The following is a 13,613-nucleotide window of genomic DNA, read 5'->3' as shown; positions in this document are numbered from 1 at the left end:
TCATAAATGCAGCATTTTTACCGACAGCATTCCTCTAGCGGAACGCTCCCAGCAGTGAATCATAAAGGTCCTGAGCCGACTGCATGATCCTTGCCGCCGCACTGTAGGCATTCTGGTAAATGATCATGTTGCTCAGTTCCTCGTCCAGGTTAACCCCTGATACATCCGTGTTTTTCTGGTGAAGCTGATCGGCCAGCGCCTGAGTGTCACTGGCATATCCCTCCGTCAGGCTGGCACGCAAACCGATGTCCGCCAGGATCGAAGAGGCATACTGCCCCAGGTTCACGTCCATAGTCGCCAGGCCGCCGGCCTGGGTGAAATGCACGACTGTCTCCTGCAGGTCCTGAAGGGCCAGCACGCCTTCCTGATCGCCAATGCTGAGGGCGTTAGCCCCGACAACGGCTGTCTGGTCCAGCCGAGCCGTGGCAAACAGGGCCGAATCAATATCAATATGATCCTTGATTTTCATCGCCAGCGCCGCATCGGCAACAAACTCGTCCCCGATCCCGAAAAACTGGGACAGCGAGATGCCGGTGGCGCCGCGCGACGTACTGTCGCTCTTCACATGCATGGACAATTCACCGAACGCCGAGAAGGGCGTCATGAGAAGCTCTCCCTCCGGGGAGAAGGAAAAGGTGGCATAAGTGCCCAGCGGACTTGCATTCAGGTCGGTCAACAGATCGTTATAACTGGTTCCGCCGATGGTCAGTGTATAATCGGCAAGCGGAAGACCGTTTTCATTGCTTAGTTCAATGAATATGGTTCCGCCGGGCGTAAAACCATGGTTATCTGTCCCGACGATACCGGTCTCGAAATGCGCAGGCACATCGGCCTCCACCAGGTCATTGAGCCCGAAATAATGGGAAAACCCTCTCCCCGCGCGTTCACTGGGGTCAGCCGCCACCTGGGAGATGGAGACCCCTTCACCGGGCACGGCTGCCGTAAAACTCATCACCCCGTTGGTGATGGCCAGTGTTGCCGCCCCGCCCAGACCGGCATTCACGGCCGTAATCACATCATTTATGGTGCCGCCGGCCAAGGCATCGAAATCAATGGTGACGCTGTTCACCAGATTGCCGTCGGCATCCGTAATGGCAAAAACCGCATCCCCGGTAAAACCGTGAGGATCGGTCCCCAGCAGGCCCACATTGTTGCCGGTCAGCACGGCCGGTGCGGGCACGGCGACATTTTCATTGTGGATCCGGTTAACCTCGTCAACAAACTCGGCGCCCAGCCTGCCGAGCTGTTCGGCAATTTCAGGCAATTCCTTGTCCCGGAGGTTCAGAAGCCCCTTGATGGAACCGCCCTGGATATCGTCGTTCAATTTGACGCTCGAGGCCGACAGTTCTCCGGTCAGCTTGTTGATCTTGTGCACGGTAATGGCTTCAAAGGTCGAACTGGATGTCACAAGGCCCGGCTGATTGTAAACAAGCCGGTAACCTGTCTGCCCGACCAGACTGACGCCTGTCGAGGTGGTGACGGAAATAACCCCGTTCCCTGCATCGGTAATGGTAATGTCAACCAGATCAGACAGCTCCGAAAGAGCCTGGGCACGTTGTTCGAGAAGAGAGCCCGCATCTCCGTTGCTGACAACTTCCCGGGTAATCAGTGGATTGAGGCTATCAATACGCTCGAGCAGAGCATTGACCTTGTTGACAGACTCCGCAATCTGGTTACTGGCATCCTGCCGCAACTCCTGAATTGTGGTCGCCAGGGTATTCAGGTCTGTACCAAAGCGGTTGATGGACGAAAGAACATCTTCTCTCAGGATGGAAGACAACGGATTGAGCGCCAGTTCCGAAATGGCCTCGAAGACATCCCCAATATCACCAGCCAGGGAATTGTTTTGATCAGGCCGCCCCAGAAAGGACTGGAGACGCTCCTGAAATACATTTTCCACTTCATAGCGCCCATATTGGGAATTGGCATTATAAGTCGCACGGACCAGAAACTGGTCCACAACGCGCTCGATGCCGGAGATCTTGACGCCGCCGGCCTTTGTGCCGGTCACAAAGGCTTCCTGATGCACAACCTGCCGCGCATAACCCGGCGTATTGACGTTGGCCACATTGTTCGACGTTGTCGCCAGGGCAGACTGGTTTACATAAAGTCCTGTCAGTGCCGTGTTCAGAATACTATTGATTGACATTCAGCACCTCCATTTCAAAAGAAAAATAACGGTAAGAGTAGGAAAAGCTTTCCTGGTCAGGGCATTTTTTCCCTGTGGAAATCTCTGCAGCCATCCGACGACAGCCTTTTTCCATATCAATATCTTCTTTTTTAACCATTTGATTTTTCTTGCTTTTTCCACTTTTATGCCGGTTCATCTGTCCGTTCGGGACCTGCATACACAATCTGCCGGAACCAGCTTTCATAAAATTACCATGCAAGGATGGGGCCAGTTTTCCACGTCGCGCCCTCACCAGGCCATTTCAACGAAGCAAAACCTCGGCACCGGGCAGAAGCTGCCTCCGGGCGGCAAGAGGGAAAAAAGTTACTCCACAATCGGGAATCTTTTGCCTCCCGCAGCAAAGACACATGCGGCACAAAAATAAAAATACTTAAAAATCAATATCTTATTTCAACATCAAAAACTGGCCCGCTTCTTGCTTGGTTGTTGAACGGAAAATTTTGACAGGCAAACTATGACCACAGGTACTGACATATATAACGCCTATATGGCTCCGGGTTCGGGAACCGCGACTTCAGGTAAAGTCGCTAGCTCTTCCTCTTCCGGCACAGATCAGGGAACAAAAGACCTGTTCGGAAAATATCTTTCCGAGGAAGCAGGTCAGTCTTCCCCGGCACCTGCGTCTAAAAACACGCCAACCGGAGAAAAAGCCAAACAGAAGAACGCCGGATCGGAAACAGAGGCCACAGACACGTCACAGTCTGGTGAAGAGGCCACAGGGACCACGGCGGAAAAAACATCTTCTGGTCAGAATGAAACGACACAGGCCGAGGGCTCTTCCGAGCAGCCGGAGAATGAAACATCCCCGGCAGAAACTGGCGAAGAGACTGCGACCACAGACCAGGAAGCAGAATCCGGCACAGATGTTGCCGCCCTGCTCGCAGAACATGCCGGAGAGAAAAACCCTGACGCCCTGGATAAAAAAGGACAGGATCCCCTGGCCTCGCCCCAGGGTATAGAAGATACTCCGCTGATGGACGGTGACGAAATATCACCCGAAGATGCTGACACTGCCGCAACCGGCAAAGACGGTAACAAGTCCGCCAGTGCCGAAACAACCCCGGCCAATGGACAGGCTAACCAGACAGGCGCCGCCGCGGCTGCGGCGGAATCCACTACCGCACAGGACGTGTCCACACAAGCGGAGACTGCCAAAAACTCAACAGTTACGGCTGAAACCTCAACCGTCTCCAAAGAGGCCACGACAACTGCGGAACAAGAAACTATTGTTGCCCGGGACGGTACCGACACAGGTGCAAAAGACAATCCTCAGCCAGGTGAGAAATCCTCCGACGGAGATAAAAGCGTAATCTCCGGCAGCAACACGGAACCGGCCGACAAAGACGCCGGTGGCGATTCTTCAGGACAGCAGTTTGCACAAGACGGTAAATCATCAGCCGATGACGGTCCGGCGTCTCCCGAAAAGGGTCCTGCTGAAAGCGCCGAAACTGCTGCGAAAGCAGATGCCACAACCACTGCGGCAGCCGCCGCACCGCAACAGAACGCAGCAGCGGATACAGGCCCGGATCAGGCCGTTTCGGCAAAAGAGAATGCAGGCCAGACCGCCCCGCTGCAATCGGCTGACAATCGCGGTAACCGCGACAGTAACCCCCGTGAAAACGGGCGGGACGAAAAGCGCAATGCCGCAATTGCCGACGGAGAGGATAAGTCAACCGCCAGCCGTGAACATAATGCCCGGGGCGACAAGGTTGCCGCAAACGATAGCAGCCCGGCAGCAGGCCGGAATGATTCCGCCGTCAAGAATGCTGGCGAACAATTCACCCTGCTGCAAAAAATGCCGCTGGACGCCCTCAATTCACGGACGGATTTCTCTACCCTGAACCTGAACATGGGACAAAACCTGGTGATCGGCACCCAGGGACTTGCCTTGCAGGAAGCCGGTACCACCGATATCCTGACCACAGGAACACTGGCAAAAAATTCAACCGTTTCCTCCCAGGCCGCCAGTGAGCAGATCATTGCTGCTATCAACCGCCACACAGGGGCCGGCAAGAGCACCTTCACCGTGAAGCTTCACCCTGCCGAACTGGGGCAGGTTGACGTCAAGATGGATTTCGGTTCCGACGGAAAAATGATAACGACGCTTACCGTAGATAATGAGAAAACACTCGCCCTGCTGCAAAGAGATCAGGGCAGCCTGAGCAAAATGCTGGAAAACGCAGGCTTTGACATGAACCAGGGCAACCTGAATTTCAATCTGAGGCAGCAGGCCGGAGACCATCAGGGTAAGGGCTTTGCCGGAACAGATACCGACCATCTGCCGGATGGTGACATGTCTGGTGAAGAAACTGTACCCGCCGAAATTGTCGCCATGAATATTGCCGACAACGGCCTGGATATCAGCATATAAAGGAAACTGGTAAATGTCTGAAGTAGGCTCCGCAACATCAACACCTTCCGTTGCACAGAATGCAAGCGACAAGCTTGCCTCGGATTTTGACGATTTCCTGGCTCTGCTGACCACGCAGTTGCAGTATCAGGACCCGTTGGACCCCATGGATTCCAATGAATTCACCCAGCAGTTGGTCTCCTTTACCGGCGTTGAACAGCAGATTGCGGCCAACAAAAACCTGGAAACCCTGATCAGCCAGATGTCCAGTGAGAGCGTAAGCAATGCGGTCAACAGCTATCTCGGCAAGGAAATTACCGTGGAAACCGACAAGGCAGGTCTCAATGACGGCAAACTCAAGTGGGAATACACCGTCGACAGCACGGCCGAAACCACCAAGATTACCATTACCAGCGATAAGACCGGAGAAGTGGTTTATCAGGGATATGGCGAGACCGAAATGGGACTGCATCAGTTTGAATGGAATGCTCCCGATGACCTTGAAGACGGCATTTACACGCTTTCTGTGCAGCCTGCCACTGCAGAAGGCACTGCAATCGCCACCAACATCTATTCCGTGGGCAAGGTAACCAGTATTGAAACCATAAACGGCCTGCCCTACCTGGCCTCCAACGGCATCATTCTCGCGCCGGACCAGGTATTGGCCGTCAAGGAAATCCCGTCATCAGATACAACTGATGACAACACGGGAGGTGATACTCCTCCCGAAGAAACCTAGGGACATAAATAACCCGACCTCTGGTGAAGAATACATCAGGATGAAACGCGTGAAACGCATCACTCGAAAAGATGAACCCGCTGCCGGTGGCAGCACATAAAAAGGAGTAATGGCATGAGTCTTTACGCTTCACTCTACTCCGGAGTTTCCGGCCTGACTGCATACAGCAGCGCCATGGGCATGATTTCGGATAATATTGTTAACGTGAACACGGTTGGGTACAAGGAGACCCGCGCCAGCTTCACCACCCTGGTAACAGAGTCCCGTTCAACCACCTCTTACTCTCCCGGTGGTGTCCAGTCTCTGCCGAGGAGCCTGATCAGTCGCCAGGGACTACTGCAGTCCTCGGCCTCCGCCACGGATCTCAGCATCGACGGCGCAGGATTCTTTGTCGTTGGCAACTCGCCCACCGTTATTCAGGAGGAAGGCCCTATCGCTTTCACCCGGGCCGGGTCCTTTGCCCCCGATGAAGCGGGCTTCCTGAAAAACACAGCCGGTCTCTATCTTCTGGGTTTCCCGATCCAGTCTGACGGCACCATCACCCAGAACCGTGAAATTTCGGCCCTTGAGCCCATCAACGTTTCCGGCCTGACCGGTACGGCGGAATCCACCACTTCCGTCCGCTTCAGGGCCAACCTGCAATCCACCCAGGATGTGAACCCGGCTGAAGCCACTTATACCGGCCTTGCCGGTTTCTCCATGGCGGACGGCAGCATTGATTCCGATTTCCAGCGGGATATCACCATATATGACTCCCTGGGTACGGCACACACCGTCACCATTGCCGCGCTGAAGAGTACGACAGCCAACGAATGGCACGTGGAAATGTTTATCGATCCAGCAAGTGAGATTACCACAACCGCCCCGCTGCACTCTGGCCAGATTGCCACAGGAACACTGGCCTTCAACTCGGACGGCACCATCGATATCCCCAACACCAGCGCTTCTCTTCTGGCACCGGTAGGTATCACCTGGACAGTTTCTGCCGCCAATGCCGCCCTGGCGACCCCGAGTACCATTACTTTTGACTTCGGAACCGATGGCGTGGGTGATGGTTTCACCCAGTTCGACAGTCTCTCCACCCTGATTTCCTCCTCTGTTGACGGCGCCGTATTCGGCAATGTGACCGGCGTGGAGATCTCGGTAGACGGAACGGTCACCGCCCTGTTCGACAACGGCCTGACGCGAGAGGTCTATCAGCTGCCGGTGGCTGTATTCCAGAACCCGGACGGCCTGACCCGTAGACAGGGCAACAGTTACACCCTGTCAGACGATTCCGGTGAGTTTGCCCTGCAAATCGGCGGAACGGGCGGCGCCGGTTTTGTGGCCCCGTCTACACTGGAGGCCTCGACTGTGGACCTCTCGAACGAGTTTACCCAGTTGATTACAACCCAGAGAGCCTTCTCCGCCAGTACCAAGATCATCACAACAGCAGACGAAATGTTGAGTGAGCTTAACAACGTTAAGCGTTAGTTTTCAATCAGTTAAATAAAGCCGCCCCAATTTCGGGGCGGCTTTATTTGTTTCATTCAGATCAGTTCCGTAAAATTTTATTTATTATTTCCCCCAAATTAACCGAATTCATTAGGCATTTTTTAAAGAGCTTTTCGTATCCTCCGAACTGTGAATAACGTTACCGGAGATTCGTGTTATAATGAGAAATAAAGACAAGATCCAACCGGCCTCTATTATGGGACCGACAGGCGAACCTCTGACGCTGGACGATCTTCCCCCCTCCAACACCAAGCGCTGGGTGGTCCGGCGCAAAGCCGAGGTGGTAGCTGCGGTCAGAGGAGGACTGTTGTCCCTCGAGGATGCCTGCAAAAAATATACCCTGTCGGTAGAAGAATTTCTCTCCTGGCAGAGAGCGATCGATAACGACGGCCTCATGGGCCTCAGGGTAACGCGGGTACAGGATTATCGGTCAAACGGCTCCTCAACCGCCAATCGCTAAAGTTTCTGAAAATTTTTAAATTAACCATGGGACCTGATTCTCATGGTTAATTTTTTTGGCTTAGCCTTTTTCACACCCCGTTGCTTCCAATACCACATCTTGTGGTATTTTTTTTTGGTCATACAATAAATTGGAAGACCTCGGAAACTCTTTAATATAAGACCTTACTGATGCATTAGAAAAATGACTAGGCAATTTTTGCCTAGCATTAACTTCTTATTTACTTAAAAATATGTAAACTGTGTTTCAAATCGAAACAGAAACTTTGGAAATACACTCAGTTTGAAACTCTAGAGGGCTGGCTAGCAGGAAGTGAAATTGTGAATAGTTTATCCGTATTTTTCAGAACACTCGGCCCTGCCCGCCTTGCAGCGATGGGCACAGTTGCGGCTATTATAATCGGCTTTTTCATTTACCTGACCATGCGCCTTTCAACACCGACCATGGGCTTGCTCTACAGCGGTCTTGATCTGGGCGATGCCAACAATATAGTCCAGCAGCTGGAAAGCCAGGCCGTTCCCTACCAGATTGCCGGTGACGGCGGCACCATTCTGGTGCCGGAAGACCAGGTTCACCGCCTGCGTATGATGGTTGCCGGCCAGGGCCTGAACAGCGGCGGCAGTGTAGGCTACGATATTTTTGACCGCCAGGATTCACTGGGCACCACAAGTTTTGTACAGAATATCAATCACCTGCGCGCGCTGGAGGGCGAACTTGCCCGCACCATCCAGACTTTGGAAAAAGTCAGCAGCGCCCGGGTTCACCTTGTCATGCCGGAGCGCCGGCTGTTCAGTAACGAGAGCCGCGAGGCAACCGCCTCTATTTTCGTGAAAACAGGAAATGACAGACTGTCCCGCGCCCAGGTCATTTCCATTCAAAACCTGGTTGCCGCAGCCGTGCCGGATCTCAGCCCTGAAAGAATTTCCATCGTCGACCAGAAGGGTTCTCTTCTGGCCCGCGGCAACTCTGACGATGCCACTTCCGTGCTGGCATCTTCCCTGGAAGAAAAGAAACTTTCCACAGAAAGCCGGCTGCGCCGTCAGATCGAGGAACTACTGGAAAAAACAGTCGGCATCGGCAAGGTCCGGGCAGAGGTCACTGCAGAACTGGATCTGAACCGGATCACCAGCAATTCGGAAATCTATGATCCCGACGGTCAGGTGGTTCTGTCGTCACAAACCCGTGAATCCACAAATACGGAACAGGAAAATGCCGATGAGGCCCAGGTTTCCGTCGCCAATAACCTGCCTGACCAGGAAGTAACCGACACCGGCGAACCGACCGTCAAAAACCAGGCTTCCGGCAGCACACTGGAAGAAACGGTCAATTACAAGATTTCCAAGACCATCAGAACCCAGATCCACGAGGCCGGAACTATTAAACGCATCTCCGTAGCCGTTCTGGTGGATGGCACCTATGCGGCCCAGGGAGAGGGTGAACCGACAATTTACCAGCCGCGCGACGCCGACGAACTGGCCCAGCTGGAAAATCTGGTAAAGTCAGCCATTGGCTATGACGAAGAACGCGGTGACATTGTTAGTATTGTCAATATGCAGTTCGCCGAAGTGGATTATGGCGACTCTCTTCCGGAAGAAGGCATGTTCAGCTTCGGCAAAGGCGATATCCTGTGGCTGATTGAGCTGGGTGTGCTGCTTGTCGGTTTCCTTGCTGTCACGTTTTTCGGACTTCGCCCGCTTATTAAATATATTACGGCTGACGGGGACGGCGTCCTCCGTTATGCCCTTGCAGGCGGCGAACATATACAACTGCCGCCCGGGCAACACCCCGAACAGGCCGCACTTGCCCCACCCCAGCCGGAAGGCAAGGTCATACATACTGATGAGGGCGGTACCGTAGTTGTTCCCGTGGATGAAAGCGGGAAAAAGCTCAGCGCCCGCGAAGTTGCCAAGCAACAGGGTCTTGAGGCCGGGATTGATATAGCTTCCGTGGAGGGAAAAATCGAGGCGACTGCCATCAGAAAAGTTGGTGAACTTGTGGAAAAATATCCGGAAGAATCGGCAGCCGTCATCAGAAATTGGCTTTACGGTTGATAACAATACAAGGGAATAGCAATGGTACTGGCCAATATAAGTGATTTGAGCGAGAGTGACAAAGCGGCGGCCCTGATGATGGCCCTCGGTGAGGAACATGGTCGTCTGATCTGGAACCTTCTTGATGATGAAGAAGTCAAGGAACTTTCTCTGGCCATGTCTTCTCTCGGTACGGTTGCGGCCGAGGTGATTGAGGAGATTTTCCTGGAATTTGCCAACGGTGTGAGCTCTGTCGGCTCCATGACCGGTAACTTCGACAATACAGAACGTTTGCTTCAGAAAATGCTGCCCGGCGACCGGGTTGCCCAGATTATGGATGAAATCCGTGGTCCCGCCGGACGCACCATGTGGGACAAGCTGGGTAATGTGAACGAGGTGGTGCTGGCCACCTACCTGAAAAATGAATATCCCCAGACCGTGGCAGTGGTCATGTCCAAAATCAAGCCGGAACATGCGGCTTCCGTCCTTAGTGTGCTGCCCGATGATTTCGCCATGGAAGTGGTCATGCGCATGCTGCGTATGGAGCCGGTGCAAAAGGAAATTCTCGACCGGGTGGAACAGACCCTGCGTATTGAATTCATGAACAACCTGGCCCGCACCAGCCGCAAGGACAGCCATGAAACCATCGCCGAGATATTCAACTATCTGGATCGCAGCTCGGAGACCCGTTTCCTGACCACCCTTGAAGATCGCAACAGAGAAAGTGCGGAGCGTATCCGTGCCCTTATGTTCACCTTCGAAGACCTGCAGAAACTGGATGCTACTGGTGTTCAGACACTTCTGCGCGGCATTGACAAGGATCGTCTGGGACTGGCCCTCAAAGGTTCTTCCGACAAGATCCGGGATATGTTCTTCAGCAATATGTCCGAACGTGCGGCCAAAATCCTCAAAGAGGATATGGAAGCCATGGGCCCCGTAAGGCTCAAGGATGTGGACGAGGCCCAGATGGAAATCGTCAATGTGGCGAAAGACCTTGCAGATGCCGGCGAAATTGTGCTGGCGGACAGCAAGGGCGAAGACGAACTGGTTTACTAGGATGTGCAATATACTTTGGAACAAGGCAAGTAGATGACCGCAGTCAAATATACCTTTGACAATAACTTCGAAGATGAACTCGGGCCGCGTTCGAAAGCGAAAGTCGAAGAACTGGAAAAAGCGGCCTATGAAAAGGGACTTGCCGAAGGACGCGAGGAAATCCTGGGCGGCATCGAACAGCAGACCCAGTTTTTGCTACAGAACATCCTGACTGCCATGCAAACACTGGAAAACCGCCATGAAGAACAGCTGACCATGATGCACAAGGAAGCCGCCCTTCTGGCGCACAGTATCATCGGTAAGCTGGCCCCGGCACTGGTCGTCAATACGCCGCTTCCGGAAATTGAGGCCCTGGTCGTGCAATGCCTGAAAAACAGCCCGCTGGAACCGCGTATCGTCATTCGTGTGGATGAACAAATTATGCCCCAACTGGAACAGGAAGTCGCTCGTCTCAAGGAAAGCGCCGGTTACGCGGGACAGATCGTGCTCCTGGCCGAACCCATGCGGCATATCAGTGATTGCAAGGTGGAATGGGCTGACGGCGGTGCGGAACGGAATTTCGAAGCCTTGAAGGCCACCATTGACCGGACAGTACAGTTGTTTATCGAGGCGCCGACCCCGGGACATCCGTCCGGGGATGACATGACGGTGGAAGTGACTGAATCACTGGAAGAACTCTGAAGTTACAGGAAACACAACCGGTTAGGGAAAAGTGTAACCGTTTGAAAAGAAATTATTAAGGACGATAAGGTAATGTCTGATACAGAAAATATGGACTGGGAGGAACTTGAAGGAACCTCATCCGATGCAGATACCGGGGCGGAAGTGGATACTGAAAATGTCAGTACCGGCGACCTGGAAGCTGTATTTGACGTTCCCGTGCGAGTTTCCGCGGTTCTGGGTAAAACCAACCTTGCGGTCAGCAAGCTTCTCAGGCTCGGTCCGGGCGCTGTAGTGGAACTTGATCGGAAGGTCGGTGAGGCCATAGACATTTATGTAAACAACCGCCTTGTCGCTCGTGGGGAGGTCGTTCTGGTTGACGAGAAGCTTGGCATAACCATGACGGAGATCATCAAGGGCGAAGAGAGTTGAACCCTGGAGGTTATAGATAGTGATTACACTTATCGGAATAGTCATCGGTTTCGCCCTGATCATCTCAGCCATGATCATTGGCGGTACGCCAACTGCTTTTATTGACCTGCCGTCAATCCTGATTGTACTCGGGGGTACGGTCGCCATCACTATCGTGAGTTTTTCCCTCAAGGATCTTGGACAGATCCCCGGCGCCTTGTGGCGCCTGATGGCCTATACGCCACATGACCCGAGGGACGTAGGCGTCACCATGATCCAGATTTCCGAACGGGCGCGCAAACAGGGCCTGATTTCCCTGGAAAAAATCATCCCAACCCTGGGCGATGAGCCATTCCTGCAAAAGGCGCTCAGTCTGACCATTGACGGTGCCGAAGTCCACGAAATTGAACAGATACTGCAGAAGGAAATTCATTATACGGCGAATATTCAGTCCAAAAGTGTCGATCTTCTGCGCCGTGCCGCCGAAGTAGCACCGGCTATGGGCCTGATCGGCACCTTGGTGGGGCTTGTCCAGATGCTTGGCAATCTCAGTGATCCCAGCACCATCGGGCCGGCCATGTCGGTAGCGCTTCTGACCACTTTCTATGGCGCCATCCTGGCCCATATGGTACTGATGCCGCTGGCGACAAAGGCCGAACGAAATTCCCACAATGAATCCATCCTCAATTCACTTTACCTGGCCGGTGCCGTTTCTATCGGCCGCGAGGAAAATCCGAGACGACTGGAAATGCAGCTCAATGCCATGCTGCCCCAGTCCCATCGCATCAGTTATTTTGAATAGATACCCGGAGTTCTGAAAGAAAATGCGGTTAATTATTGTCGGCTCATTACAGGGACAGCTAAGCGCAGCGTCCCAGATCGCCATTAAACAGGGCGCCCAGGTCCTGCATGTGGACGATGAAAACGCCGCGTTAAATCTTATCCGTTCAAAAGGCGCCGACTTGTTGATGCTGGATGTCAAACTGGACATCAAGGGACTTCTGGAACAACTCAAATCCGAACGGATATCAATACCGGCTGTTGCCTGCGGTATCGGCAATGATTCAGACGCCGCCGTCAGGGCCATTCGGGCCGGTGCGAAGGAATATATTCCCCTGCCGCCGGATCCGGATCTCATCGCTGCGGTGCTTACGGCCGTTGCAGATGACGAACATGACTTCATCTACCGCGACCGGAACATGATGCAGGTGGTTTCTCTTGCCGACCAGGTTGCCAAAAGCGAAGCAAGCATCATGATTACCGGGGAAAGCGGTACCGGTAAGGAAGTCATGGCCCGTTACGTGCACAGTAAAAGCCGCCGGGCCAACAAACCCTACGTCAGCGTCAACTGCGCCGCCATTCCGGAAAATCTTCTCGAAAGCGAGCTTTTCGGCCATGAAAAAGGCGCCTTCACCGGCGCCGTGGCCCGCCGGATTGGTAAATTCGAGGAAGCCAACGGCGGCACCCTGCTGCTGGACGAGATCACCGAAATGGATATCCGGCTGCAGTCAAAGCTTCTGCGGGCCATCCAGGAACGAGAGGTCGACAGGGTCGGTGGCAGCGGCGGACCGGTCAAGGTCGATATTCGTATTATCGCAACGTCCAACCGTGACTTGCAGGAAGAGGTTAAGAAAGGCACCTTCCGCGAAGACCTGCTGTTCCGGCTGAATGTTGTCAACCTCAATATTCCTTCACTCAGGGAACGCCCTGAAGACACCCGCGCCCTGTGCAAACATTTCGCCCAGAAATATGCGGAATTCAATGCCCTGGACCCGAAACCGATTTCGGCGGAGGCCATGGAGGTTCTGATCAACCACGACTGGCCCGGAAATGTACGCGAACTGGAAAACACCATGCACCGGGCCGTACTCCTTGCCGCCGGTGACAAAATCGGCAAACAGGATATCGTTCTGCCTGACGGCAAACCCCATGTGGCGATCCAGAGCCGTGCGGGAACAGCGTCCGAAGACGCGGACGAAGACCAGGCGCCTTTCGCCACCGGGGCGCAGATCGGGCGCACCGTCGCAGACGTCGAGCGCGACCTGATTATCGATACGTTGAAACATTGCCTGGGGAACCGGACGCATGCGGCCAATGTCCTTGGCATCTCCATCCGTACCCTGCGTAACAAGCTTAACCAGTATATGGCCGAGGGACGCAGTGTTCCCAGCCCGGGGGAACCCGGGCAGCATGCCCCCTGATCCGCTAAGGACCCGGAACAA

At 53.8% G+C, this 13,613-nt stretch carries 12 protein-coding genes; 10 read left to right on the top strand and 2 right to left on the bottom strand.

Annotated features, from left to right (window positions below):
• Nucleotides 1–34: 34 nt before the first annotated feature.
• Together flgK and ACN0YD_RS03025 are read right to left on the bottom strand one after the other, a co-directional pair.
• On the bottom strand, nt 35–2,149 hold the full coding sequence (gene flgK, locus ACN0YD_RS03030) for a flagellar hook-associated protein FlgK (RefSeq protein ID WP_417317165.1): 2,115 nt from the start codon (nt 2,147–2,149) through the stop codon (nt 35–37).
• Nucleotides 2,136–2,375 (bottom strand): hypothetical protein, encoded by a 240-nt coding sequence (locus tag ACN0YD_RS03025; RefSeq protein ID WP_417317164.1) that lies wholly within the window; start codon nt 2,373–2,375, stop codon nt 2,136–2,138. Before ACN0YD_RS03025 ends, flgK begins: the two co-directional genes overlap by 14 nt.
• A gap of 270 nt (nt 2,376–2,645) precedes the next feature.
• Here ACN0YD_RS03025 and ACN0YD_RS03020 point away from each other — a divergent pair, with 270 nt between their 5' ends.
• From ACN0YD_RS03020 to ACN0YD_RS02975, 10 genes are all read left to right on the top strand, one after another.
• The gene (locus ACN0YD_RS03020; RefSeq protein WP_417317163.1) at nt 2,646–4,562 is read left to right on the top strand and encodes a flagellar hook-length control protein FliK; all 1,917 of its coding nucleotides are present in this window, start codon (nt 2,646–2,648) and stop codon (nt 4,560–4,562) included.
• A 13-nt stretch (nt 4,563–4,575) separates the two neighbouring features.
• Entirely contained in the window at nt 4,576–5,280 is a 705-nt protein-coding gene (locus tag ACN0YD_RS03015; protein WP_417317162.1) for a flagellar hook assembly protein FlgD, read from the top strand.
• Nucleotides 5,281–5,394: 114 nt separating this feature from the next.
• Nucleotides 5,395–6,753 (top strand): flagellar hook-basal body complex protein, encoded by a 1,359-nt coding sequence (locus tag ACN0YD_RS03010; RefSeq protein ID WP_417317161.1) that lies wholly within the window; start codon nt 5,395–5,397, stop codon nt 6,751–6,753.
• A 181-nt stretch (nt 6,754–6,934) separates the two neighbouring features.
• Nucleotides 6,935–7,234: a DUF1153 domain-containing protein gene (locus ACN0YD_RS03005; protein ID WP_417317160.1), complete on the top strand. Its 300-nt coding sequence runs from the start codon at nt 6,935–6,937 to the stop codon at nt 7,232–7,234.
• A 320-nt stretch (nt 7,235–7,554) separates the two neighbouring features.
• A complete protein-coding gene (gene fliF / locus ACN0YD_RS03000) occupies nt 7,555–9,285 on the top strand; it encodes a flagellar basal-body MS-ring/collar protein FliF (protein ID WP_417317159.1) in 1,731 nt (576 codons plus the stop codon).
• Nucleotides 9,286–9,300: 15 nt separating this feature from the next.
• The gene (fliG, locus tag ACN0YD_RS02995; RefSeq protein WP_417318838.1) at nt 9,301–10,320 is read left to right on the top strand and encodes a flagellar motor switch protein FliG; all 1,020 of its coding nucleotides are present in this window, start codon (nt 9,301–9,303) and stop codon (nt 10,318–10,320) included.
• Nucleotides 10,321–10,353: 33 nt separating this feature from the next.
• Entirely contained in the window at nt 10,354–11,001 is a 648-nt protein-coding gene (locus tag ACN0YD_RS02990) for a hypothetical protein (protein WP_417317158.1), read from the top strand.
• Between the two features lie 72 nt (nt 11,002–11,073).
• Entirely contained in the window at nt 11,074–11,412 is a 339-nt protein-coding gene (fliN, locus tag ACN0YD_RS02985) for a flagellar motor switch protein FliN (protein ID WP_417317157.1), read from the top strand.
• A 19-nt stretch (nt 11,413–11,431) separates the two neighbouring features.
• A complete protein-coding gene (locus tag ACN0YD_RS02980; protein WP_417317156.1) occupies nt 11,432–12,193 on the top strand; it encodes a motility protein A in 762 nt (253 codons plus the stop codon).
• Nucleotides 12,194–12,215: 22 nt separating this feature from the next.
• Nucleotides 12,216–13,592 (top strand): sigma-54-dependent transcriptional regulator, encoded by a 1,377-nt coding sequence (locus tag ACN0YD_RS02975; RefSeq protein ID WP_417317155.1) that lies wholly within the window; start codon nt 12,216–12,218, stop codon nt 13,590–13,592.
• Nucleotides 13,593–13,613: the final 21 nt, after the last annotated feature.

Origin of the sequence: Emcibacter sp. (assembly GCF_048269205.1) — a bacterium.
Lineage (GTDB): Bacteria > Pseudomonadota > Alphaproteobacteria > Sphingomonadales > Emcibacteraceae > Emcibacter.
Note: the sequence above shows the minus strand (reverse complement) of the source record. Positions and strands in the feature narration are given on the sequence as shown.